We start from the raw sequence: 24,729 nt of genomic DNA on the forward strand, positions 1-24,729 counted from the left end.
AATTGTAAACTGACTAACGTGTTCCTTTTTCGTAAGGCACTCCATCTGCTTTAGGTGCAACTGATCTTCCAACGAAAAGAATTAAAACTACAATTGTTAAAATATATGGTAACATCGCAAGTATTTGTGATGGTATTGCAAAACTTCCTCCACCTAACACAACTGTTAGAGCCTGTGCAAATCCAAACAATAAACATGCTCCATATGCACCATGTGGAGTCCATTTTCCGAAAATAACTGCTGCTAATGCAATAAAGCCTTGCCCACTGATTGCTGTTGGAGTAAATTGAGCTATTATTGCAAGCGTCATAGCAGCTCCACCAAATCCTGATAATATTCCAGAAATCAAAACACATGCATAACGGATTCCTGTTACACTTATTCCAAGAGTATCTGCTGCTGCTGGATGCTCTCCTACAGCACGAACACGAAGTCCCCATTTTGTTCTGTATAAAATGAACCATACAACTATTGTGATTATTATTGCTAAGATAACTGTGATGTCCACACCAAATACCTTTGGTAATTTAACAGGAACTGGCTTAGTCATAGTAGCACCTTCAAATAACAGCCTACATAAAAATAGAGAAAAACCGGAACCTAGTAGATTTATAGCAATACCTGAGATTGTTTGGTCTGCATTAAATGTTACTGAAGCTACCGCATGTAATAAAGCCATTATTCCACCTGCAATTCCTGCTGCTAGGAATCCAAACCACGCGTTACCAGAATAGTATCCTACTGCTGCACCTGTAAAAGCACCTATAGTCATCATACCTTCGATCCCAATATTTACGACTCCAGATCGCTCAGAAACAACGCCTCCTAACGCTCCAAAAATTAATGGTGCAGAATACATTAATGTAATACCTATTAATAATGTTATGCTACTTAGCATTCTTTTCACCTCTCTTCACAAGTCTATCGGCTAAAATAGGTACTATTCTAGTCAATGCGACAAAGAATACTATGGTACCTATCATAATATTTATTATTTCTGATGGTGCACCTATAGCAGATTGTACGGATTGCCCTCCATATAATAGGCCTCCATAAAGTAATCCGCCAAATATACATCCAATTGGTGAACTTCCTGCAATCAATGCAACTGATAATCCATTAAAGCCATAGTTTTCAAAAGCTGCCAAAGTAGATAGTTTATGCGGTGCAGTTCCAGTAATAATCAACGCACCTGCAAGTCCTGATAGTGCACCTGCAATTACCATTGATTGTATTATATTACGATTAACATTTATTCCTGCAAATTCAGCTGCATCCTTATTTAATCCAACTGCGCGTAACTCGTATCCTTTAGTAGATTTATATAATAATATTGATATTACTACCGCCATTATGATTGCTATTATAATTCCAATATTTACATCAGTTTTTATTAGCACTTCAGAAAGCCATGGAGTATTTGAAAGTGTTTTAATTCCAGCATCTGAAGTCTTCCAATTGCTCAATATTGAAGTGAACCCAGATTCATTAATCATAAAAGTACTTGTTGAATCTGGTTGATGAAATGCATCACTTGCTACAACAAAATTACACAAATATAATGCAATCCAATTCAGCATTATACTCGTTATAACCTCATGTATACCAAACTTCGCCTTGAGTACTCCTACGATGCCGCCAAATATTGCTCCAGCTATAACTCCAGATAAAATTACTACTGGAACCTCTAATACTGCTGGTAAATTTAGCTTTATTCCAACTATTGTTGCAGCAATTGTCCCTATAATATATTGACCTTCAGCTCCTATATTGAATAAGCCTGTTTTAAAAGCAAATGCAACACTAAGACCTGTTAAAATTATAGGTGTAGCCTTAATTACTGTATTTGAAATATATTTAGGTCTTGAAAAAATTCCATTAAAAAGTGCACTAAAAGCATCCATTGAATTATACCCTGCTGCACTAAGTACTATTGCAGAAACTAAAAATCCAAAAAATATTGCAATAAATGTTGAAGTAACTGGCTTTTTAAGAATCTTTGCCACTGTTTTCATTTCGTTTACCTCCCGCCATTAATAAACCTATTGTATTTTCATCAACTTCTCCTTGTTTAAATGTGTCTACAATAGTTCCAGCATAAATTACAGCTATAGTGTCAGAAACATTCATAACTTCATCAAGCTCAAAGGAAACTAAAAGAACAGCTTTCCCCTTATCTCTTTCTCTAATCAATGTTTTATGAACATATTCTATTGCTCCTACGTCCAAACCACGAGTTGGCTGCACCGCAATTAATAAATCTGGATCATTAGCTACTTCTCTAGCAATAATAACCTTTTGTTGATTTCCTCCTGATAATCCTCTAACAGGAGCTAATTCACAGTTATCAGGTCTTATATCATATTGTTTTATCATATCTTTAGTATGCGAAATAATTTCATTATTATTTAAGAAACCATTTTTACAATATGGCTTACTTTTGTATTTTTCTATTACTACATTTTCAGCAACAGTAAAATCTAATACAAGTCCTCGCTTTTGTCTGTCCTCATGTATTGTTGCAACTTTATTCTTAATTACATTTTCAGTTGTAGTATTTTGTATTTCTGCTCCATTTATTTTAATGGTACCGCTTTCACATTTTGTTAGGCATGTAATAGCTTCTATTAATTCCTTTTGTCCATTCCCATCAATTCCTGCAATACCAACGATTTCTCCTTTATGTACCTTAAGTGATAAATTTTTAACTGCATCTAACTTTCTTTCATCCTTCACTGTTAGATTATCTATTTCAAATATAACATTTTCTGGATTTGCTGGTGTTTTATCAACAACCAACTTAACTGAATGACCTACCATCATAGTAGCAAGTTCATCTTCATTTACTTCTTTAACATTAACAGTATCTATATATTGTCCTCTTCTAATAATTGTACAAACATCAGAGGATTCCTTTATTTCTTTTAATTTATGAGTAATTATAATTATTGTCTTTCCATCAGCAATAAGATTATGCATAATGCCTATTAAATCTTCAATTTCCTGCGGAGTAAGTACAGCTGTTGGCTCATCTAATATTAATAAATCTGCTCCTCGATATAATGCTTTTAATATTTCTATACGCTGCTGCATACCTACAGAAATATCTTCTACCTTAGCATCTGGATCCACTTCTAATCCATATTTTTTAACTATATTTACTATTTCCTCACGTGCTTTTTTCATATCTAACATTCCAAATTTGCTTGTAATTTCACTACCTAACACTATATTTTGTGTTACTGTAAAATTATCAACTAACATAAAATGTTGGTGAACCATTCCAATTCCATTCTCAATAGCAATATTAGGATTTTTTATATTTATCTTTTCACCGTTAAGATATATCTCTCCTTGGTCAGCTTGATATAATCCGTAAAGCACATTCATTAATGTACTTTTCCCTGCTCCGTTTTCTCCGAGCAATGCATGAATTGTACCTTTTTTAATATCAAGATTTATATTATCTAAAGCACAGAACGAGCCAAACTTTTTTGTAATCCCACGCATTTGCACTGCATATTGTTTGCTAATTTCCATACAAGGTCCTCCCTTAATTTATATGCTTTGCTAACTGGGATTTACTAGTTAGCAAAGCATATGTATTTTAATATTATTGCTTTTTTTGAGTATTATTTACCAAAGGCATCAAAAGTTTCTTTATTATAAGGTGGAACTATTGTACCATCTTTAATCTTATCTTGAATTGCCATAGCTGCTTTATATACTTCTGGATCCATATTTTTATTTTCAGTTGGAATACCTACAGCATTTTCTTTTAAACCATAAGTAAATGTTTGCCCACCAATTTTAGTTCCACTCATAGCTTCTTTTGAAAGATTTTCAACAGCAACATTTGCTAATTTTAATGCTGATGTTAAAACATTATCAGGAGCTAAATATGCTTGGTCACGGTCAACACCTATTGCAAATTTGTTTGCTTCCTTAGCTGCTTCAATTACACCTACACCTGCACCACCTGCTGCATGGAATACAATATCGCATCCTGAAGAGAACATTTTTTGTGCAATTGCTTTTCCTTTTGAAGCATCAGAGAAACTTTCAGCATATTGAACATCTACAGAAATATCTTTTCCTAATTCTTTTGCTGCATAAGCTACTCCAGCTTGGTATCCATATTGGAATTGATCTATAATTCCACTTGTTATACCACCAACAAATCCTACTTTATTAGTTTTAGTTGTCTTTCCTGCAATATAACCTACCATGAATGATGGCTCTTGAGCTTTAAACATAACTCCTGTAACATTAGCCGGAGTCTTATCTTCACCTGTTGTTGGATCTACGTATGCATTATCAACTATAGCATAGTTAACATCTGGATTTGATTTTGCTGAATTTAATATTGCATCTGCCATTGCAAATCCAATACCCCATACTAACTTATTGCCCCCATCAACTGATTTATCTAAATTTGTAGCATAATCTGATTCTTGTTTAGATTCTAAGTAACTTACCTTAGCTCCTTTATTATTTTTCTCGAAGCTTTGTAAGCCTTCCCATGAAGATTGATTAAATGATTGGTCATTTACTCCACCTGTATCAGTTACCATTGCAACCTTAAATTCTTTTTCAGTGCTAGTACCTTGATCAGCTGTTTTAGTACCGCTTGATCCACATCCAGCAAATAATGTTACTGTTACTGCTGAAACTGCTAATAATGATAATAATTTTTTCTTCATTAAATTTCCTCCTAAAATATAATATTTAATATTTAATATTTAATATTTAAAATCATGAATTTTACATGACCTAAATCCAATAGGGCTTTTATTAATATAAATATGGTACTATATTAAAAATATGTTACCTTTAGCATTATAATAGATAAACAAATCAAAACTTAATTTATTACTTATAAATTTCAGCTTATAGCTTATTAAAAATATCGGTTGCAAGTTATAAATTTAATTTATATGTTTGATATCTATAACTATAAAACAAGATTATACCCCATTGTATATCTTACCTTAATCTTTTTTCTGAACCTCTGGCTACTATTTGTGGTGAAATAATCAGCCTTTTAAGCCCTGAATTATTATTCTTCTTATTATCTATAACTTCACAAAGCATCTCCATTGAAGCTCTGCCTAATTCAATCGGACAATCTTCCATATATGTAATATTAAGTCCTACTATGTCTAAAAAATCTATTTTATCGAATCCTACTATTGCTAAGTCTCTAGGTATATCTTTATTTTTCTCCTTTAAAGCCTTTATTACCCCCATGGTCATCATATTACTACAGATTATTAGTGCTGTAGGAGGTTCCTTTTCATCAATCAGCTTCTTGGTTAATTCATATGCCTTATCTAATTTAAAATCACCGTGATAAACATACCTATTATCAAATAGAATATCACTATTTTTTAAAGCTCTTTGATAACCTATTAGCCTGTCTATTTGAGGTTCTGAACTTAGAAATCCTGTCATAATTCCTATTTTAGTATGCCCTTCTTTAATCAATAAATTCGTTGCATCGAATCCGCCTTTTACATTATCTACAAAAACCCCATTTAGTTCTACAAATCTCACATCTGCTGAAGCTAAAACTATCGGAATGTTTAAGTTCTCTATTGTCTTTATATATATATCATTGCACTTTTCTTCCCCAAAGCCCGGCGTCATAATAATTCCTTTAATTCTCTGTTCCTTAAGTAAGTTTAGTGCACGTACCTCTTTATCTAAATAATTATTTGTATTAAATAAGATTATATTCAAATTATTTTTTTCAGCTATCTCACTAATTCCCTTTATTATCTCTCCAAAGTAGGCATTAGTTATGTCAGGAACAATAACGCCTATAGTATTAGTTTCACTTTTTGATAAGCTCCTAGCAATTGCACTTGGCGTATAATTCATCTCTTTTATTGCTACTAATATTCTTGCTTTAGTATCTTCCTTTACATATCCCGAATTATTAAGAACCCTTGAAACTGTTGCCGCCGAGACTTTCGCTCTCTTCGCTATATCACTTATTGTTACTGGCATAAAACCCACCCCATTACAATATAAAAAAATACCTTACTGATCTTTAGCTTTTTAAAAGCTAAAACTGAAATACTATTCCCCATTCATATTTCTAAGGTATTTTCTAATTTAAGCTACTCTTTTTATTTCTTAAATTATAAATCATAGTGCGATTTATGGTATCGCTTCCACATTTATAATAATATATTCGGAATATGATGTCAATATTCTTATATTTTATCATTTATATCTCATTAGTACATACTATTTTCTTTTATACTATAGTATTCATCTATATTTCAAGTAATTTTATATTATATTTATGTTAAAAATGTCTACTATTTTTACAAAAATAATTAAATAATATACTTTTTTTACACTAAATTTATATTATCATTAAGAAAGCAATCCAAATACTTACTATTCAGACTGCTTCTTTTCTATTTTTCTATTTTTCTTTTAATCTGTTAATAAATCTTTCAATTCTCTTTAGAGCCTCCATGATATCATCCATGGATGAAGCATAACAAACTCTTACAAATCCTTCTCCACATTCTCCAAAAGCGTTACCTGGAATAACCAAAACTTTTTCACTTATGAGTAATTGCTCACAAAATTCATCTGATGTTACCCCAGTAGCTTGTATGCTTGGAAATATATAAAATGCTCCAAGCGGCTCAAAGCAATCAAGTCCCATCTTTCTAAAACCATTCAATAAAACTCTTCTTCGCCTATTATATTCCTTGCACATTTCCTCTACACTTCCATCTCCACTCTTTAAAGCTTCAATGGCTGCATATTGAGCTGTTGTCGGCGAACACATAAGAGCGTATTGATGAATTTTTTTCATAGCTTCTATTAGAATTGGATGGCCGCAAATATATCCCAATCTCCAGCCTGTCATAGCATATGATTTAGAAAAACCATTTATAACTAAAGTTTTATCTTTCATTTCAGGAAAAGATGCTATTGAAACATGTTTTTCCCCATAACACAATTCCGAATATATCTCATCTGAAATTGCTATGATATCTTTATCCTTAAGCACTTCTACTATTCCAGCAAGCTCTGTCCTTGTCATTATTGCTCCTGTTGGATTATTAGGGAAAGGTATTATAACCACCTTTGTTTTAGGTGTGATAGCTGCTTCTAAGGCTTCAGGAGTTAATTTAAATTCATCTTCCACTTTAAGGTTTAATACCTTTGCGGTTGCTCCTGTGAATGCTGTGCATCCTTTATATGCTACAAAGCTTGGTTCTGGAACTATAACCTCATCACCAGGACCAACTAAAGCTCTAAGAGCTACGTCTATACCTTCACTCCCTCCAACTGTGACTATTATCTCATTTTCAGGATTATAATTAAGGTCAAATCTCCTATAAAGATACTTTGATATTTCTCTTCTAAGTTCAATAAATCCAGCATTCGAAGAATAATGTGTGTGCCCTTGTTCTAAAGAATAAATTCCAGCTTCTCTAACATTCCAAGGAGTAACAAAATCAGGCTCCCCAACTCCAAGAGAAATTACATCATCCATCTCATTTATAATATCAAAATATTTTCTTATGCCTGATGGAGGCATATTCTTGACATTATCAAGAATCATATCTTCTAAAATCATATGAATATTGCCTCCCTGTCATCTAATTTCTTTTCCTTAAATATTTTGCCATGGTCCTTATACTTTTTCAATACAAAATGTGTTGCTGTGCTTAATACATATTCTTGCACTGCAAGTTTTTCAGATACAAAAAGTGCTACTTGTTTCATAGTCTTTCCCTCAACAATAACAGTTAGGTCAAAGCCTCCTGACATTAAATAACATGCCTTAACTTCTGAAAAATTATATATTCTTTCTGCAACCTTATCAAAACCAACGCCTCTTTGAGGGGTTATTTTAACCTCAATTAAAGCTGTAACAGTTTCACTGCCTGTATTTTCCCAATTTATAAGTGTTGTGTAACCTGCTATTATGCTTTTTTCTTCATAATCTCTTATTGCTTCTCTAACTTCCTCAACTGTTTTTCCTGTCATAACAGCTATTTGCTCGTCACTATATCTGCTATTCTTTTCTAAGATTTCAAGTATTTCCTCCATTAAAAATAACCTCCTATTTATTCAATTAATTAACTACTTTTCTTTTTTTAAAGACAAAAAAATCCTCCATCCCAAACAAGGGACGAAGGAACTGCTTCGCGGTACCACCCTAATAAACAATATAAATATTGTTCACTCAGATAGAGTACAATTAATACTCCACCTCTATAACGTGAGGATTACGTTATAGCCTAATTAAAAGTTACATATAATAACTTTTATTTCTCAGCTATAAAATTCAAAGGCTGCTTCCATAAGGCTCACTTACTAGATCGCACCAAACTCTAGCTCTCTTAAAAGTTAACTCTTATATACTATTCCTTATCACCATTTTTTTAATATAAGTATTTGATTAATTATAATGTACATTATAATTAAAATAATCCAAAATAGAATTCGTATTTTGTTATAATTTAATAATTTAAATCTTTCTCTATATTATACTAGCAAATGTTCAAAAAATCCAATATAATTTTCATATCTTTTTAATTTTAGTTATATTTTTTTCATTATCTGAATTCTTAAAACAATTTTCTATATTAATATATAAATTTAAAAGAGCTATAAAACACGTTTTATAGCTCCCAAATAAATCAACAAAACTTATGCTGATTACCTACTTTGCTGCTTTTTAGCCCTTCTACACTCCCCACATCTTACAGGATCATTTTCAAATCCCTTTTCTTTATAGAATTCTTGTTCTCCTACTGTAAAATCGAATTCTTTTCCACAGTCTTTACAAATTATTTTCTTATCTTCCATTCCAATGTTCTATTGTCAAAGTCATTATACGGCTTTGCAATAGTTCACCTCCTCTTTTAGTTTAAAGTTTTTTCTTTATCATTAAATATATTAACCTTTAATTTCAGCTTTTATTCATTAATATTTTTACCTAAAATTACGCACAATAAAAAAAATAACAAGTCCATCTGCCAGCCTACTTTCTATATCAGCTTTGGACCTGTTATTTATTTTCATGTACCTTATTAAGCAAATTAACACTAAGATATCTTATAACTTATAGTTATGCTTTTTCATTTTGGCTCTAATTTATTGTCAATTTAAATTCCTCATCTACTAACTTAATTGTACATTCTCCTCCATTACTCAATTTCCCAAATAAAATTTCATCCACTAACAATGGTTTTATCTTAGAGGCGACGACTCTTGCAATTTCTCTAGCGCCAAATTCATCCGATATGCCTGTTTTCGCAACATAATCAACACATTCATCGCTAAATTTAATTTTAATATTCTTACCTTCAAGCTTAATTTTAAAATCATTTAACTGCTTTTTAGCAATATTAACTGCCATAGAATCACTCATACTGTTAAATACAATTATCTTATCTAACCTATTTCTAAATTCAGGTGTGAAGAATTTCTTAACTTCTTCCATTATAGCTTCGCCTTTAACTTCTCTTTCTCCAAACCCTATAAGCTTTTTACCTATATTTCTTGCCCCCGCATTAGAAGTCATTATAATTATTGCATTCCTAAAGTCAGCTTTTCTACCTTTGTTATCTGTAAGAGTTGCATAATCCATAACCTGTAGCAGCACGCTTAAAATGTCTTCATGTGCTTTTTCAATTTCATCTAATAGCAATACACAATGAGGAGTCTTTCTTATTGCATCTGTTAATAGTCCCCCTTCTTCATAACCTACATATCCTGGAGGTGATCCAATAAGTTTTGCAGCTGCATGCTTTTCAATGTATTCGCTCATATCAAATCTAATAAGCTCTATTCCAAGCATCTTTGAAAGGCACCTTGCAATCTCAGTTTTTCCTACTCCAGTGGGCCCTACAAATAGCATGGATGCTACTGGTTTATCTTCTTCATTTAATCCAGATCTAGACATTTTTATACATCTTACCACTTCTTCAATGGCTTTGTCTTGTGAGAATATGTTTTCCTTTAATTTTTCTTCAAGATTTTTTAATGAATTAATTTCGCTGCTCTCTACTGTCTGCTTTGGAATACTGCAGACTTTTGAGATTATTTCCTCAATAGTTTTTCTGTCTACCACAATTTTTTCCTCGAGGTTTTCATTATGCATTCTAACATATGCTCCAGCTTCATCTATAATATCTATGGCTTTATCTGGTAAATATTTATCATTTATATATTTATCAGTCAAAGTTACAGCGTCACTTATAGCCTCATCTGTATAAGTTACATTATGATATTCTTCATAATTACCTTTTAGACCATTAAGTATCTCTATTGCTTCTTTAATAGACGGTTCTTTAACATCTATCTTTTGAAATCTTCTGCTTAATGCCTTATCTTTTTCAAAAAACTTTTTATATTCATCAAAAGTAGTAGCCCCAATAAATCTAATTTTTCCATCTGTAAGATATGGCTTTAATAAATTAGATGCATCTAAAGCCCCACCATTTAGAGCTCCAGCTCCTACAATATTATGAATTTCATCTATATAAACAATTGGCTTATCTTTCTTTTCAATTAAATCTAAAATTCTTTTAATTCTCTCTTCAAAATCCCCTCTGTACTTGGTACCTGCTATCACTGATCCTATATCTAGAGAAAATATAGCGCTTCCTTTTAATTTTTCTGGCACTTTATTCTCACTTATAAGTTTTGCAAGACCCAACGTAATAGCTGTCTTTCCAACACCAGATTCTCCTACATGAATAGGATTATTTTTTACTCTTCTGCAGAGAATTTGGATACTTCGTTCTATGATATCCTCGCGTCCTACTAAAGGTTCACTTTCTTCCTTTGCTTTTTCAATAAGATTTATTGTAAACTTATTAAGGAATGCATCTTCTTTTTTCTTAGTATCATTATGCTCCTGCTCAACAGATTCTAATGATTCTTCTTCACCTGAATTTTCTTTTGCTTCATCTTCATAAGAATCTTGAACTGTGTCTTCTAAACTATGGCATAAAATATACAATAAATCCCTTCTTGTAATACCTTCCTGCTCCAAATAATATCTAGCATAACTCTCCTCTAAATTAAAAATTGCTGAAATTATATGATCTACATCAATAGCGTCTTTACCACTATATTTTACCTGTTCATCAGCTGTTAATATAACTTTTTGAAATTCAATACTTTCCTGTGGTTCTCCTTGACCAATTTTATTAATATATGTTTTTATATAAGTACTTAGATTATATCTTAAGTTTTCTAAGCTTCCGCCGCATTCTTTAATAGCATATTCAACGCTGCCATTAAATGTTGCTGCATATAACAGATGCTCTGGAGTAATATATTCACTATTTCTTTCTTTTGCCTCCTGATATGCTTTGAGCAATATTAAATTAACTTCATTGGTGATTTTCATATCTACGCCTCCTCTACAGTAAGCTTAAATGGAAAGCCTTTTTCTTTAGCCATTGACATTGCAACACTAACTTTCGTAAATGCAATATCATAACTATATATCCCTGCTATCCCCTTACCTCTTTCATGTACATCCAACATTATTTTTTCAGCTTCTATAATATTTTTATTAAACACAACCACTAATACATTTATAACAAATTCCATTGTTGTGTAATCATCGTTATACATAACAACTTTATAATGTTTAGGCTTTTTTACCTTAACTTCATCTTTTTGTTTGGTAACAATATTTGTTTCCATAATATAACTTTCCATTCCTCCCCGCACTTTATTTTTTTATTTCTTATTGTCCATATGTTATTCTAAATAGCTATATTTTATCATAATACTTATATTCCGTTAAGAGTTAAAAGCTAAAAATTAAAAGTTAAGGACATCTCTTAATTTACTTTTAACTCATAACTAATTAAGTTTGTCGCTTATTACTTGTAATTTATTATTTACTGCTCCTAGTACAGTTTTTCCATTCGTCATATAATCTTTTATTATATTTATAGCCTCTTGTGATATAATCTCTCCTGGACAAACTAATGGTATTCCTGGTGGATATGGTATTATTGACTCTTTGGCAATATTGCCCTCACATTCACCAATTTCTTTCCACTCCCCCTTTAATCTAAACACTTCATATGGTTCCATATTTTTTATAGGAATATTTATAAAATATTTTGACTCAGCTTCACCAATTATACTCTTCATTTCTAGATCTAAAATAGCTTTATATATTATTTCAAAATCAGAATCAGTATTAAATGGTGATAAAATTAAAACCACACCTCTAGAAAAACTCATTTCAGCTTGTATTCTTTGGCTTCTTAAATAATCTAAAAGCTTATGTCCGCTATATCCTTTAGGAAGTATCATTATATATCTACTTAAATCAATGTCATAATATTCTTTCTGATTTCTTTCAATTTCCTTTAAAATTTTATATTCATACTGCTCATTTAAATCATTTTTACTTAATATATGTACCTTTTTCAGTTCATTTATTTTTTGCTTCCATCTTTCAGATCTATTTATTAACTGTTCATAATCATTCTCGCCATAATTATCTAAATAATACCTAGCATAATCCAAAGATGCCATGATTAAATATGAAGGTGACGTTGTCATAAATGCTTTTAAATAAAATTCTAACATATTATTCTCTTCATTTACCAAGAGATATGCACCTTGCGTTAAAGCCGGTAAAGTTTTATGGGCACTTAAAACTACATAATCCCCTAAATTTGAAATAGATTTAGGCAGCCTTTTATTTATGCCAAAATGAGCACCATGTGCACAATCTATAATTATTTTCAGCCCTATTGATTTCAATTTTTTTATAATTTCCTCAACATTATAAGTTATTCCAAAATAATTAGGATACGTTAATATAATTCCTTTCGGATCTAAACTTCGGCTCAATGCTTCATAAATCCTAGTCTCATCTGGTGGTAAAAACACTCCATTCTCATCATCTACTACTGGCTCAATATAAGTAACCTTTAACCTTCTCATAATTAATCCATTATATATTGATTTATGGCAATTTCTTTCAACTAAAACTTCATCACCTTCATTAAAGGCTGAAAACATAGCTGCTAAATTTCCACAGGAACTTCCATTTACTAAAAAATATGCTTTCTTAGCTTTATAAGTTTTAGCCAAAAGTTCCTGAGCTTCCTTTATAATTCCCTCAGGAGAATGCAGATTATCCAAAGGATCAACTTCTGTTATATCCAAGAACCCTAACCTATTAGCAAATTCTTTTCCAAATTCATCCTCTAAAAAACCATCTCCGCCTTTATTTCCAGGCATAGAGAGCAGTAAATTATTTTCATCATGGTATTTAAGCAGTTCTTCTAGTACTGGCAACTTTTTCTTCATAACTCACCTCTTTATATACGAAATCTTGTTTAAAGAAGGTTTGGTACAAATAATAATTTATGCCAAACCTTAATTTATATATTAAAAATTTATTTATCTATATTTTTCAAGTCTTCAATAAACTCAAGAACAGCTTCTTCTTTTGTTGCCCATGAAGTTACTAATCTGATTGCTGTATTTGTTTCGTCAATTACTCTTTCAATATTAAACGCATATTTTTCACTTAGTTTCTTCATAACCTCATTAGGTAAAATAGGAAATTGCTGATTCGTACTTGAGTCACATAAAAATTCATATCCTTTGTCTTTTAATGCATTCTTTAATAAAATAGACATATTATTAGCATGCCTTGCAAGCTCAAAATACAAATCATCCTTAAACAATTCTTTAAATTGAATTCCAAGCATCCTTCCCTTAGCAAGCAATCCGCCTTTTTGTTTAATATAATATCTGAAATCCTCTTTTAATTCATCATTACAAATAACAAGTGCTTCCCCAAAAAGAGCTCCATTCTTTGTTCCACCAATATAAAAAGCATCTACTAGTTTAGCTATATCTTCAAGTGTTAAATCATTTTCCGCTGATTCAAGTGCTGATCCTAGACGAGCACCATCTAGGTATAATAGCAGCTTATTCTTCTTACAATAATTATGTAACTCTGTTAATTCTGATTTTGTATACAAAGTCCCAAGTTCAGTAGAATCTGATATATATACTAATTTAGGCTGAACCATATGTTCATCCCCATGTCCCTTTAAAACTTTTTGAATCAGATCCGGTGTAAGTTTTCCATCACTAGTTTTCATTGTAAGTACTTTATGTCCTGTAGCTTCAATTGCTCCAGTTTCATGACAATTAATGTGACTAGTATCTGCTCCTATCGTTGCTTGATGAGGTCTTAAAAAACCAGATATAGCAGTAAGATTCACCTGAGTCCCTCCAACTAATAAATGAATATCAACAGTTTCACAATTGATTTTTTGCTTCAATATTTCAATAGCTTTTTGAGTATGGCAGTCAGTTCCGTATCCCTCTGTTTGTTCAAAATTTGTTTCAATTAGTGCATTTAGTATTCTTGAATGTGCACCTTCGCTATAATCATTCCTAAAACTATACATAAAATATTCCTCCATTTATACATTATTGATTATTTCTATTGTAATATTCTTTAATACTTTACTTCCAATTTCAAATATCATTTCACTTGTTAATTCACTCAAATTGTGAATCTCGTCAATATATATATTATAATCTCCAAACATGCAGTCATAAGTAGCAAGTTCTTTTGCTAAAATTATACTTTTCTCTTCTTTAAATAATCTCTGTAGCTTAAAATTCTTAACCAATTGATTCAATTGTTTCTCATTGATTCTTTCTTTAAAGTCAGATAAATTTTTCATACAATTCTTTATTAACAAAATAGCCTTATTTACATTTTCTGTTCCTGTACTAAACGTAATTTTATATAATTTTATATAGTTTTCATATGCTATACTTGTAATAACATCATACACAAGCCCATTATTAGTTCGTAATGTATCATATAAGATTGAATTTATACCTTCTCCAAAATATTGATTAAAAATTCTAAGACACTTCATTTCTTTTAAACTCAACTTATCTATCGGACATACTATTTCAACTCTACACGTTTTTATACCTTCTTTTTTGTCATTGAAGGTTTCCACTTTAGGCTTCTCATATTCAATTTGTTTAATATTTAAATTATTTTTTTCAGCTGTATTTATTTCCTCTGCTTTCCAATCTTCAAAATATCTGCATATAATATCTTTCACCCTTGGAAATTCTAATGACGAAGTTATTACAATTGATGCATTCCCCGGGAAATAATATTTACCATAAAACGCCTTTATATCATTTAAACTTATACTATGTAAACTCTCTTTAGTCCCTATAATAGGATATTTTATTCTTCTCTTCTCAAAGCAATTAAAAAATAATCTATCTTCGCAATACTGTTCTAATTCCTCATCCCATTCTTTAAGTTCTTCTTTTATTACATCCATTTCTTCTTTAAAACCTTGCTCATTAAAACTCGGATTAAGAATTATATCACTTAGTAAATCTACACCTTTGTCAAAATCCTCATTAAGCAAGGTTCCATAATAAATTACATAAGGATAATTAGTCATAGCATTGTTAAACCCAAAAATATTGCTTAATTCCTCATTTATTTCTTTTTCACTTCTATTTTTTGTCCCTTTATAAACCATATGTTCAGTTGCATGAGCCACTCCATATTTTTCCATTTCAACTCCTGCACCTGCATTTAATGCTATGCAAATTGATGTAAGCTCTGAACTTGTATTCTTGTATATTAATTTCAGATTATTCCCAAAAACATATTCTTCCATTTTTTCTCCTTGTCCACTTAATGGTGACATATCAAATATAATTAATCCATCCATTCTCCTAATTAACAACATCACAAACTCTATAATTTTATTCTTATATTATACCCTATTTTCTAAACTCATAAATAAAGATATTTAACTTTACAATAAAAGTCATGCTCTCTCACTAATTTGAAGAAAACATGACTTTTATTATAGATTATTTCACATAAACAATTTCTTAATTTGACTATCTAAAGATCTCACATGCCAGTTAGATTTTATGTGTGCGGCTTTCACCAGAAATAACATACATTTTTATGAAGCAGGCATTTGAAATTGAGCTGCTGAAAGCTCTTAATGGGAGTTTGTTCCATATTACTGCCTGTCCCGAACTTGCTTCGGGAACATGCTGAAATGGGTGCAAACTCCCATTTAGAGCTTTCCAGCAAAAATTTCATAAGTCCTGCGGAATAAAAGTGTATGTTATTTCGGTACGCCCTCACAAAATTTAGTTTTCTTCACTTTTCAATGCAATTGCACATTCAATTCTCTTCTTTTGCATTTTACATCCAATTTCATAAGGAATATTCATATCGCCATTGAAATTAAAGTTATTTGCCTGGCATCCGCCACTGCAATAGAATTTAGCCCAGCATTCTTTACATTTAGGTTTGTTATATATATGGGCCTTCTTAAACTTCTTAGCAAGTTCAGTATCATAAGTATCTTCATAAATACTTCCTAATTTAAATTCTTCTTTTCCTACAAATTGATGGCATGGATACACTTCGCCTTGTGGAGTTATTGCCACATATTCAAAACCTGCTCCACATCCAGAAATTCTTTTATAAACACATGGGCCGCCTTGAAGATCTATATTGAAATGATAAAATTTAAATTCATCCTTACCTTCTCTTTTTCTTCTCGCCATTTCTTCATATAACTTATCATAATTATCAAATATTGTGTCAATATCTTCTTCACGAATTGCAAGCTGATGTCCATTTTCTAACACAACAGGTTCTATGGATAATTCTCTAAAACCTTCATTAACCATAGCCATTACATCTTCATAGAAATCTGTGTTTTCTCTTGTAAAGGTACCTCTTACATAATAAGTTTTCCCCTTAGTTCTTCTCTTTATCATTTCCTTAATATTAGGAATTATATCATCATATGATCCGCTCTTATCTGGCTTAATTCTAACCTTATCATTAACTTCTTTTCTTCCATCTAAAGAAAGGATTATATTTCCCATTTCCTTATCCATATAATCCATCATATCTGGAGTTAAGAGGGTCGCATTAGTAGTCATTGTAAATCTAATTTTCTTACCCCATTTTTCCTCATTATCTCTAGCATACTGGATTATTTCTTTTATAGTATCCATTATTAAAGTGGGCTCTCCGCCAAACAAATCAATTTCTATATTTTTTCTTTGACCACTTCTTTTAATTACATAATCTATTGCTTTTTTTGCTGTATCAGCACTCATGACACCACCATGTCCATGATATTCCCCTTCATCAGCAAAACAATACTTACATCTTAGGTTACATCCATGAATTACATTTAAGCAGATGGCTTTTATATAATCTCTATCATCCATAGAGCTGTGTGCTATTTCTTCATATTGGTCTTCTGAGTAAAGAATTCCTTCTTCAGCTAATTCCTGAATTTCATCATATGCTTCAGAAAGTTCTTCTTCATCATATTTTCCGCTAAGAGAATCTAACACTTCTTTTTTATTTCTTAATTTATCATCATCTAATATATCATAAACTAGCTCGTCTACAACATGAACAGCACCTGTATTTACATCTAAGACAAAATAATTTTCACCTTGTTTAAATTTATGTATTAAAGACAATTTATTTTCCTCCTCAACATATAAGGCATACTCCAGAAAATAACTCATAGACTTACTATTTTCTTTCATATGCCTAAAGTAAGCAGTAACCATATAGCTACTGCTTGAAAATTAGTTTTCACATTCTAAGTTTGCAACTGTACAAGATGTCTTACAAGCTGATTGGCATGAGTTTGCACATTCTTTGCATCCTGGTTTACATAAACTATTTTTGATATTTGGTTTGTTTATAGTTTTTATGTGTTTCATCCTAAAAATCCTCCATTAAAAAAATATCCTTAAATATTATAGCATAATATACAAAAGTATAAAAGATTTAGTGAAATCTCTTTTAATTAATTCTATTATTTATAATTTATTCCTAAAAAAAAATATAACAAACACTTTTCTATAAAACTTAAGAAAATAATTTCTTAAGTTTATATAACAAATGCTTATTATATCTTTTAGCCTGGCCACCCCTCATAGCCAATACCATTTTTCACGCTGCACTTACATTATCTCATTATTTTCAAATAACCGTTCCCACAAACTATGTACACCCATTTAAAATTCTATAATACAAATTTACCCCTAAATATTATGTAATATTTACCCCTAAATATATGTAATACTTACCCTAAATTCTTTAAATAATGAAAATAATATAAGCGCTTTACCCTAGTTGATGTAATTTTTAACCCTTTATACTACCCTTAAATCTCTCAACAACTATATTATACATTCATCTAAAACGATTGTGTATTATACTAAAGTATACTTTTTTTGATAAATTATATATTTTTTTATTTTTTTTAGTAATATATTGTAAAAAGCAATAGAAATACATGGTTTAAAACTTTATCTCCACATATTTCTACATTTATTTTTTTAAATTATACCTTTTTCTTTTAATAAATTTATCGCTATCATTTTATTCTTTACATTTAATTTCAAATAAACCGATGCTATATGCTTTTTAACAGTAACTAATGCAATATTTAATTCCTTCGAAATTTCACTTTGTTTATAACCTTCATCTACTAATTTCATTACTTCTAATTCTCTTGGAGTCAATTCTATTTTTTCTCCGAAGCCATAATTTTTCACATAGATATCATTAAATTCATTGCATTTAGTCAGCAACATTTTTGCATACTCATCTTTTCTTCTAATTCCCCTTAATATGGGCAATATATGGGGTGATAATTCAATGAAGCACATCACAATATTATCTTTTTTTGCTAATTCCATTGCTTTGATCAATGACTTTTGCGCTTTTTCTGTATCGTGCAAATTGTACTTAGCAATTGAATCAAATATGTACGAATATAATATTCCAAAAATGTAATTTCTTCCAGCATAAATTTCTAGCATAACCTCCGCCTGAATCTCTAATTCAATATAGCTCTTTTTAAGCATCATGGCTAGTCCAGAAATAATATATCCCATACTCAAATACGGAGAAAATACTTGTAAATCAGGACTATCACCATCATTAATCCATATATGTATATCGTTTAAATTTCCAGTAATTCCATCAATATATCCTAAGGCAATATCTGTCCCATTTAAAAATCTTGGAATATCTAAACTTTTATATTCACTTATTAAACTATTAAACTTATTTCTTATTTCATATTTATCATTTTTATTTATTGAAATTCTCATCAAAAGAAAAAGTGAACAAATTATAATACTTGTCTGATTTTTAGCTTTTGCTTTATGTAGAGCTTTATATGCAAATAACTCTCCATTATAAATATCACCTGTTTCAAAAAAATATTCAGCACTCATCAAATAATTTGCTCCTGCTGCTCCTCTGTTTGATATATGATCAAAATAAACTATCCCTTCTTTAAAATGTTCCACCAATTCCTTAAGCCCACCATTTTTTGTATGATATAAATATAAAAAATGTGGTGAACCAAAAGTAATTGGCATTTTATCATTTGCAATTTTAGACATTCCACCATTGAATAATTCATATGCTTTTTTGTGATATTCTATCATTTTTTCAACATTATTAAGCATCAAAAGACTTTCTAAAAATGAAATTTCTCCAAGTACTTGATTTCTATCCTTTAATTCCTCATTTACTTCATATATGACCCACAACTCATATAGAAGTTCTTTTCCTGCTTGTGGATTTTCATAAAGTATATAGAAAAATATATGTTTTAAATATGCTATAGGCCTATTTACCTTTTGTTCCATTGTCAGCTCATTGAAAACTATTCTAATAATTTTTTTCCATACTTTTGTCAAATTTATGGTATCATTTCTCTCTATTAAATCAAGTATGCGTTCATAGTTTTTCGCCTTATAATAATACTCCATCGCTTCTATATCTTTTGAAATTTTATAATACCAATCTCCACAGACATTATTAATTTCATTTGCATCAATATTTAAAGCTATAATTTCTTCTTTTAATGCACTTCTTAAAATAGAATGCAGTGCATAAGTCTTAGACTTCCTATCATATTTTATAAAGCAGTTATTTGATAATAATTCCTTAATCACTTCATTAGATTTTTCATTTTCTGTTATATAAATAGCTTGTTCCAATGTAAAGTATTCAACTGGTGCAAGCTTTAAAAGAATCTGCTTTGTAGTTTCATCAAATTTATCATATACAGCTTTCTTAATTAACTCCGTAGCTTTGGGAATATTATCAAAAGTATTCTCATTATAATATTGTAATAATGCTAAATAAGTAGCTGAAGTCCATCCCCCTGTGTACTCATACACTTCTGCTTTTTCTTTTTCTGTTAAATTTATTTCATTAATCTCAAAAAACTCTATTGTTTCTTCGAAAGTGAATGCTATATCATCCTGCCACATTACTAAGCATTTCTGCTTCAGCTCAAGTTCAACAAATTGATTAGCTGGCTTGTTGCGACTTATTATCACAATATGTAAATCAGGTATTTCTTCTAAAGCTATAACTTTTATTAAGTAATTGATATAGAGGGTTTTATAATCATACCAATCATCAATTATTATAACAGTTTTCTGTTTTACCGCATCACGAATAGTATCAATTATTCGGTATACATCCATGTTATTTTTAGGAAATCCATATGCACTTAATCTTTGACTCAATTTAACATTTGTAGTCTTAATTGCAGCACAGAACTTATGCCACATCCAGACATCGTCATCCTCTTCACTTGCAGTATCAAACCAAATGGTTTTCATTCCCTTTTTTCTATCCAGAAAACTTTTAACAGAAGTTGTTTTACCATATCCCATAGATGCAGAAACAAAAAATATAGGTACCTCAAATATTTGAGATAACAACTTATTTACACGCTTTCTATGTAATATTTTAGGTCTTAAAATCTGACTTCTCATAGTATTCCCCTTCATCTAAAACAAATTATACAAAATAATCTGCCTTTATATGTTTAGCATTTCTTTTTTTCTTATTGTATGATAACATCTCATTTTCCGCTTTTTTGTCATCGTAACAGGCTATATTGGACATACAACGATATTTTATCACACTTAAAATTCAACTTCAATTTTATTCTATCTCTTGGAAATGTTATCGATAATTGTTGAATTTAATATTATTTTCAACGCCAACCATATTAAGATATCAAGGATACTGTCGGCTTTTTTCACAATGATTTTTTAAATCACGTAAAAAAAGCCAACAATTAATTAACAAATTAATCATTGGCCGGTTGCACCATTAACTCCAAATCCCCAAGGTGCCCAAAATAAGGAGATCCTTCAACATTTCCAACTTAATTAGAATATATACTTAATACTATTTTATTATAATTATCTATATGAATATTTTACCACATTTTCATGCATGAGTATACATATTTTGAGTTTTTTTCCTATAAACTGCGTTATATATGGATATTCAATACTAATTTAACTACACCTAAGAACAAAATCAGTAATGCTTTAGATAAATAAAGCATTACTGATTTTTTCATTTTACATAAATATAATTTTATCTCACTCTTAGTTCTTATAGTGCAATAACCCTATTTAATAATTGATTACTTCTCTTTATAAATTCGTCCATTTCATTTGCATCTAACTCTTTATTTGCTATTTTAGCCAAATCTAAAATATGTTCACAAATAAACTTAACTTCAGACTTTTTAGTTTCATCTTTATATATTTCTACAAGCTTTTTGATTATTGCGCTCTTATTATTTACAACTAGAGTTTTTTCTTCATCAAACATTCCTTGGAAACTCATCCCTGATTTTGCATACATCTTGCTCATCTCAGCCATTCTTCTTGATTCTTCAGACACTAAAACAAGGGCTGGAGTTTCTTCATTTTTTAATCCTTCAACAGATAAATTTTTAACCTTATCTCCAAGTTCATTTTTAAACAAATCTTCTATTTCTTTATTTAAAGCCTTTACTGTTTCATCATTCTCATCAGCTTTACTTCCTAACGTATCTGAAATATCTGAATCTATTCTATTAAATTTAACTCCTGATTCATGCATCTCTAGGAATGAAATAAAATGATCATCTAATGAACAATCTAAAATAACAGCATCTAAATCATATTCTTTAAACATCTTTATATACTGTGATTGTTGTTTTTCATTATTAACATAGAATACTTTATTTTCATGCTTTTCTTTATTAGCTTCAAGATAGTCCTTTAATGTTATAAATTCACCTTTCAAATTCTTAAATATAATTATTTCTTTAATCTTATCATAGAATTTTTGATCTCTTAAACAACCATATTTAATGAATATTTGTATATCTGGCCAGAATTTATCGAATTCTTCTCTGCTATTTTTAAATAAATCAACTAATTTATCTGCAACCTTCTTTACTATATGATTAGAAATCTTTGAAACTTCTTTATCATTTTGAAGGAAACTTCTTGAAACATTCAAAGGTAGATCTGGACAATCTATTGTTCCTTTTAATAATAATAAGAATTCTGGGATTACTTCTTTAATATTATCTGCAACAAACACTTGATTATTATATAGTTTTACTTGTCCTTCTGTCGCTTCAAATTCATGAGTTAATTTAGGAAAATATAATATTCCTTTCAAATTAAAAGGATAATCTACATTTAAATGAATCCAAAACAATGGTTCATTAAAATCCATAAACACCTTTCTATAAAAATCTTTATATTCTTCATCAGTACAATCTTTAGGAGCCTTAATCCATAAAGGATTTGTATCATTCAAAGGCTTTGGAGCCTCTGGTTCAACTAATTCTTGATATTCAGTTCCATCTTCTTTTTTCTTTGTTTCATACTTTGGCTCTTCTTCTGGCTTATTTTCATCTTCTAAATATATTTCTGTAGGTAAGAAAGAACAATATTTTTTTATAATTTCTCTAACTTTATATTCCTCTAAAAATTCTGTACTTTCATCATCAACAAATAAAGTTATTGTTGTACCTCTTGCTAACCTATCAGTCGAAACTCCAATTTCATATTCTGTTCCTCCAGAACATTCCCATCTTACAGCTTCAGCACCTTCTTTAAATGACAATGTATCAATTTGAACTTTAGTGGATACCATAAAAGTAGAATAAAACCCTAGTCCAAAGTGACCGATTATATCCTTGCCTTCATCCATTTTATCTTTATATTTTTCCATAAAATCAGTTGCTCCTGAAAAAGCTACCTGGTTAATATATTTTTTAACCTCCTCTTCAGTCATACCAATACCATTATCAATAAATTTAAGAGTCTTCTTTTCTTTATTTACTGATACTATAACTTTATATGTTTCATCTCCATTAGTACTTGCCTCGCCTAATGAGACTAATCTTTGAAATTTACTAATTGCATCACACGCATTACTTATTACTTCTCTTATAAATATGTCTTTGTCAGAGTATAGCCATTTCTTAATAATAGGAAATATGTTCTCTGTGTCGATTGAAATATTACCATTCTCTTTTATCATTTTATAACCACTCCTCTTGCTTTTTTCAAAAAGTATTTTAGACTAAACAATATTAATTGTCAAATTATTCTTGCTCCATTTTTAGTCTTAAATTTTTGTTTTTAATTATTATTCTCATAATATCTGCTAAAATTATTGCAGTAGATACACTCGCAGCAATAAATTGTATAAAAAGCACAACTAAATTAAACAATATAATACACATTATATTTTCCTATCTGCGTCACTTAAATTTTTATTCATCTAAACTATTGACATTAACGCTGCGTAAAGATGTAAAGTAATCTTGTAAGGATGCAAACCACATGGAATATCCAGTGCAAAAACTAGGTAAATTAGCAGGTATTAGTACTTTAAATCAAATTCGTATTACTACGATCAAACTTAAAAGATTATTATAAAGAGTTAAATATAATTTAGATTCTTAACATTTACATCTCTTCAACAATTTTTGTTACCCACCTGCACAAATCTGAAGAAACCTTTTTAGCTGTTTCTACAACTCTTTCATGGGAATGCTTCACCTTTTGTATTCCAGTAGCCATGTTTGTAATACACGCTATTCCAAGCACATCCATACCTAAGTAATTAGCAACTATTGTTTCTGGCACAGTTGACATACCAACAGCGTCTGCCCCATGTCTTCCTATCATTACAATTTCAGCTGCTGTTTCATAATATGGCCCCATAAAACCTGCGTAAACACCTTCTGCATATTTTATTCCAAGGTCATCTCCAATTTTTTTTGCTTTATCAATAATCTCCAATTTATACGGTTCAGACATATCTGGAAATCTTGTTCCTAGTCTCTCATCGTTAACTCCAATTAATGGATTATCTCCAAATAAATTTATAAAATCTTTAATAAGCATTAAAGTTCCTGGCTCAAAACTCTTATTAATTCCACCACAGGCATTTGTAACAATTATCTTTTCTATACCAAGCTTTTTCATCACATATATTGGATATGTAACTTCTTTCATTGTATATCCTTCATAATAATGAAATCGTCCTTGCATTAGCATAACTTCTATATTATTTATTTTCCCAAACACTAATTTTCCTTCATGCCCTTTAACTGTGGATACTGGAAAGTTAGGTATATCTTTATAAGAGATGTCTTCCACATCCTTAACTTCTTCAACCAAATCCCCAAGCCCTGATCCAAGTATTATTGCTATTTTAGGATTTCTCTTTATTTTGCTTTGTATATACTCAACCGATTCCATTATTTTATCATACATCTTTTTTCCTCC

18 protein-coding genes, 1 riboswitch and 1 other annotated feature are annotated in these 24,729 nt (G+C 30.2%); all 18 genes read right to left on the minus strand.

Going from position 1 to position 24,729, the window contains the following annotated elements; translation table 11 throughout:
* Positions 1-13: 13 nt before the first annotated feature.
* Positions 14-898 (minus strand): ABC transporter permease, encoded by an 885-nt coding sequence (locus CDLVIII_RS23645; protein ID WP_009172001.1) that lies wholly within the window; start codon positions 896-898, stop codon positions 14-16.
* Entirely contained in the window at positions 888-2,015 is a 1,128-nt protein-coding gene (locus tag CDLVIII_RS23650) for an ABC transporter permease (protein WP_009172002.1), read from the minus strand. Before CDLVIII_RS23650 ends, CDLVIII_RS23645 begins: the two co-directional genes overlap by 11 nt.
* Positions 1,990-3,540: an ABC transporter ATP-binding protein gene (locus CDLVIII_RS23655; protein WP_009172003.1), complete on the minus strand. Its 1,551-nt coding sequence runs from the start codon at positions 3,538-3,540 to the stop codon at positions 1,990-1,992. Before CDLVIII_RS23655 ends, CDLVIII_RS23650 begins: the two co-directional genes overlap by 26 nt.
* Before the next feature lie 92 nt (positions 3,541-3,632).
* Entirely contained in the window at positions 3,633-4,703 is a 1,071-nt protein-coding gene (locus tag CDLVIII_RS23660; RefSeq protein ID WP_009172004.1) for a BMP family ABC transporter substrate-binding protein, read from the minus strand.
* 283 nt (positions 4,704-4,986) lie between these two features.
* Positions 4,987-6,012, minus strand: coding sequence for a LacI family DNA-binding transcriptional regulator (locus tag CDLVIII_RS23665; protein WP_009172005.1), 1,026 nt, complete (start codon positions 6,010-6,012; stop codon positions 4,987-4,989).
* Positions 6,013-6,439: 427 nt separating this feature from the next.
* Complete coding sequence (locus CDLVIII_RS23670; protein WP_009172006.1) at positions 6,440-7,612, minus strand: aminotransferase class I/II-fold pyridoxal phosphate-dependent enzyme; 1,173 nt, start codon at positions 7,610-7,612, stop codon at positions 6,440-6,442.
* Entirely contained in the window at positions 7,609-8,088 is a 480-nt protein-coding gene (locus CDLVIII_RS23675; RefSeq protein ID WP_009172007.1) for an Lrp/AsnC family transcriptional regulator, read from the minus strand. Before CDLVIII_RS23675 ends, CDLVIII_RS23670 begins: the two co-directional genes overlap by 4 nt.
* A gap of 75 nt (positions 8,089-8,163) precedes the next feature.
* Positions 8,164-8,425: a binding site (T-box leader), on the minus strand.
* 275 nt (positions 8,426-8,700) lie between these two features.
* The gene (locus tag CDLVIII_RS23680; RefSeq protein WP_009172008.1) at positions 8,701-8,850 is read right to left on the minus strand and encodes a zinc-ribbon domain-containing protein; all 150 of its coding nucleotides are present in this window, start codon (positions 8,848-8,850) and stop codon (positions 8,701-8,703) included.
* Between the two features lie 283 nt (positions 8,851-9,133).
* Complete coding sequence (gene clpA / locus CDLVIII_RS23685; RefSeq protein WP_009172009.1) at positions 9,134-11,404, minus strand: ATP-dependent Clp protease ATP-binding subunit ClpA; 2,271 nt, start codon at positions 11,402-11,404, stop codon at positions 9,134-9,136.
* Between the two features lie 2 nt (positions 11,405-11,406).
* On the minus strand, positions 11,407-11,706 hold the full coding sequence (locus CDLVIII_RS23690; protein WP_009172010.1) for an ATP-dependent Clp protease adaptor ClpS: 300 nt from the start codon (positions 11,704-11,706) through the stop codon (positions 11,407-11,409).
* A 162-nt stretch (positions 11,707-11,868) separates the two neighbouring features.
* A complete protein-coding gene (locus CDLVIII_RS23695) occupies positions 11,869-13,338 on the minus strand; it encodes an aminotransferase class I/II-fold pyridoxal phosphate-dependent enzyme (RefSeq protein WP_009172011.1) in 1,470 nt (489 codons plus the stop codon).
* A gap of 89 nt (positions 13,339-13,427) precedes the next feature.
* A complete protein-coding gene (locus CDLVIII_RS23700) occupies positions 13,428-14,456 on the minus strand; it encodes a low specificity L-threonine aldolase (protein ID WP_009172012.1) in 1,029 nt (342 codons plus the stop codon).
* A gap of 15 nt (positions 14,457-14,471) precedes the next feature.
* Positions 14,472-15,713: a pitrilysin family protein gene (locus CDLVIII_RS23705; protein ID WP_035302546.1), complete on the minus strand. Its 1,242-nt coding sequence runs from the start codon at positions 15,711-15,713 to the stop codon at positions 14,472-14,474.
* Positions 15,714-16,203: 490 nt separating this feature from the next.
* Positions 16,204-17,565, minus strand: coding sequence for a thioether cross-link-forming SCIFF peptide maturase (gene scfB / locus CDLVIII_RS23710; protein ID WP_035301905.1), 1,362 nt, complete (start codon positions 17,563-17,565; stop codon positions 16,204-16,206).
* A gap of 111 nt (positions 17,566-17,676) precedes the next feature.
* Positions 17,677-17,814 carry a six-cysteine ranthipeptide SCIFF gene (gene scfA, locus CDLVIII_RS23715; RefSeq protein ID WP_009172015.1) on the minus strand — a complete coding sequence of 46 codons (138 nt, stop codon included), beginning with the start codon at positions 17,812-17,814 and terminating at the stop codon, positions 17,677-17,679.
* A 621-nt stretch (positions 17,815-18,435) separates the two neighbouring features.
* Positions 18,436-20,904: a LuxR C-terminal-related transcriptional regulator gene (locus CDLVIII_RS23720; protein WP_009172016.1), complete on the minus strand. Its 2,469-nt coding sequence runs from the start codon at positions 20,902-20,904 to the stop codon at positions 18,436-18,438.
* A 322-nt stretch (positions 20,905-21,226) separates the two neighbouring features.
* A riboswitch (cyclic di-GMP riboswitch) is annotated at positions 21,227-21,308 on the minus strand.
* A gap of 230 nt (positions 21,309-21,538) precedes the next feature.
* On the minus strand, positions 21,539-23,473 hold the full coding sequence (gene htpG / locus CDLVIII_RS23725; RefSeq protein ID WP_009172017.1) for a molecular chaperone HtpG: 1,935 nt from the start codon (positions 23,471-23,473) through the stop codon (positions 21,539-21,541).
* A 431-nt stretch (positions 23,474-23,904) separates the two neighbouring features.
* Positions 23,905-24,717 (minus strand): purine-nucleoside phosphorylase, encoded by an 813-nt coding sequence (locus CDLVIII_RS23730; protein WP_009172019.1) that lies wholly within the window; start codon positions 24,715-24,717, stop codon positions 23,905-23,907.
* Positions 24,718-24,729 lie beyond the last annotated feature (12 nt).

It is taken from the genome of Clostridium sp. DL-VIII, from assembly GCF_000230835.1.
GTDB lineage: Bacteria > Bacillota > Clostridia > Clostridiales > Clostridiaceae > Clostridium.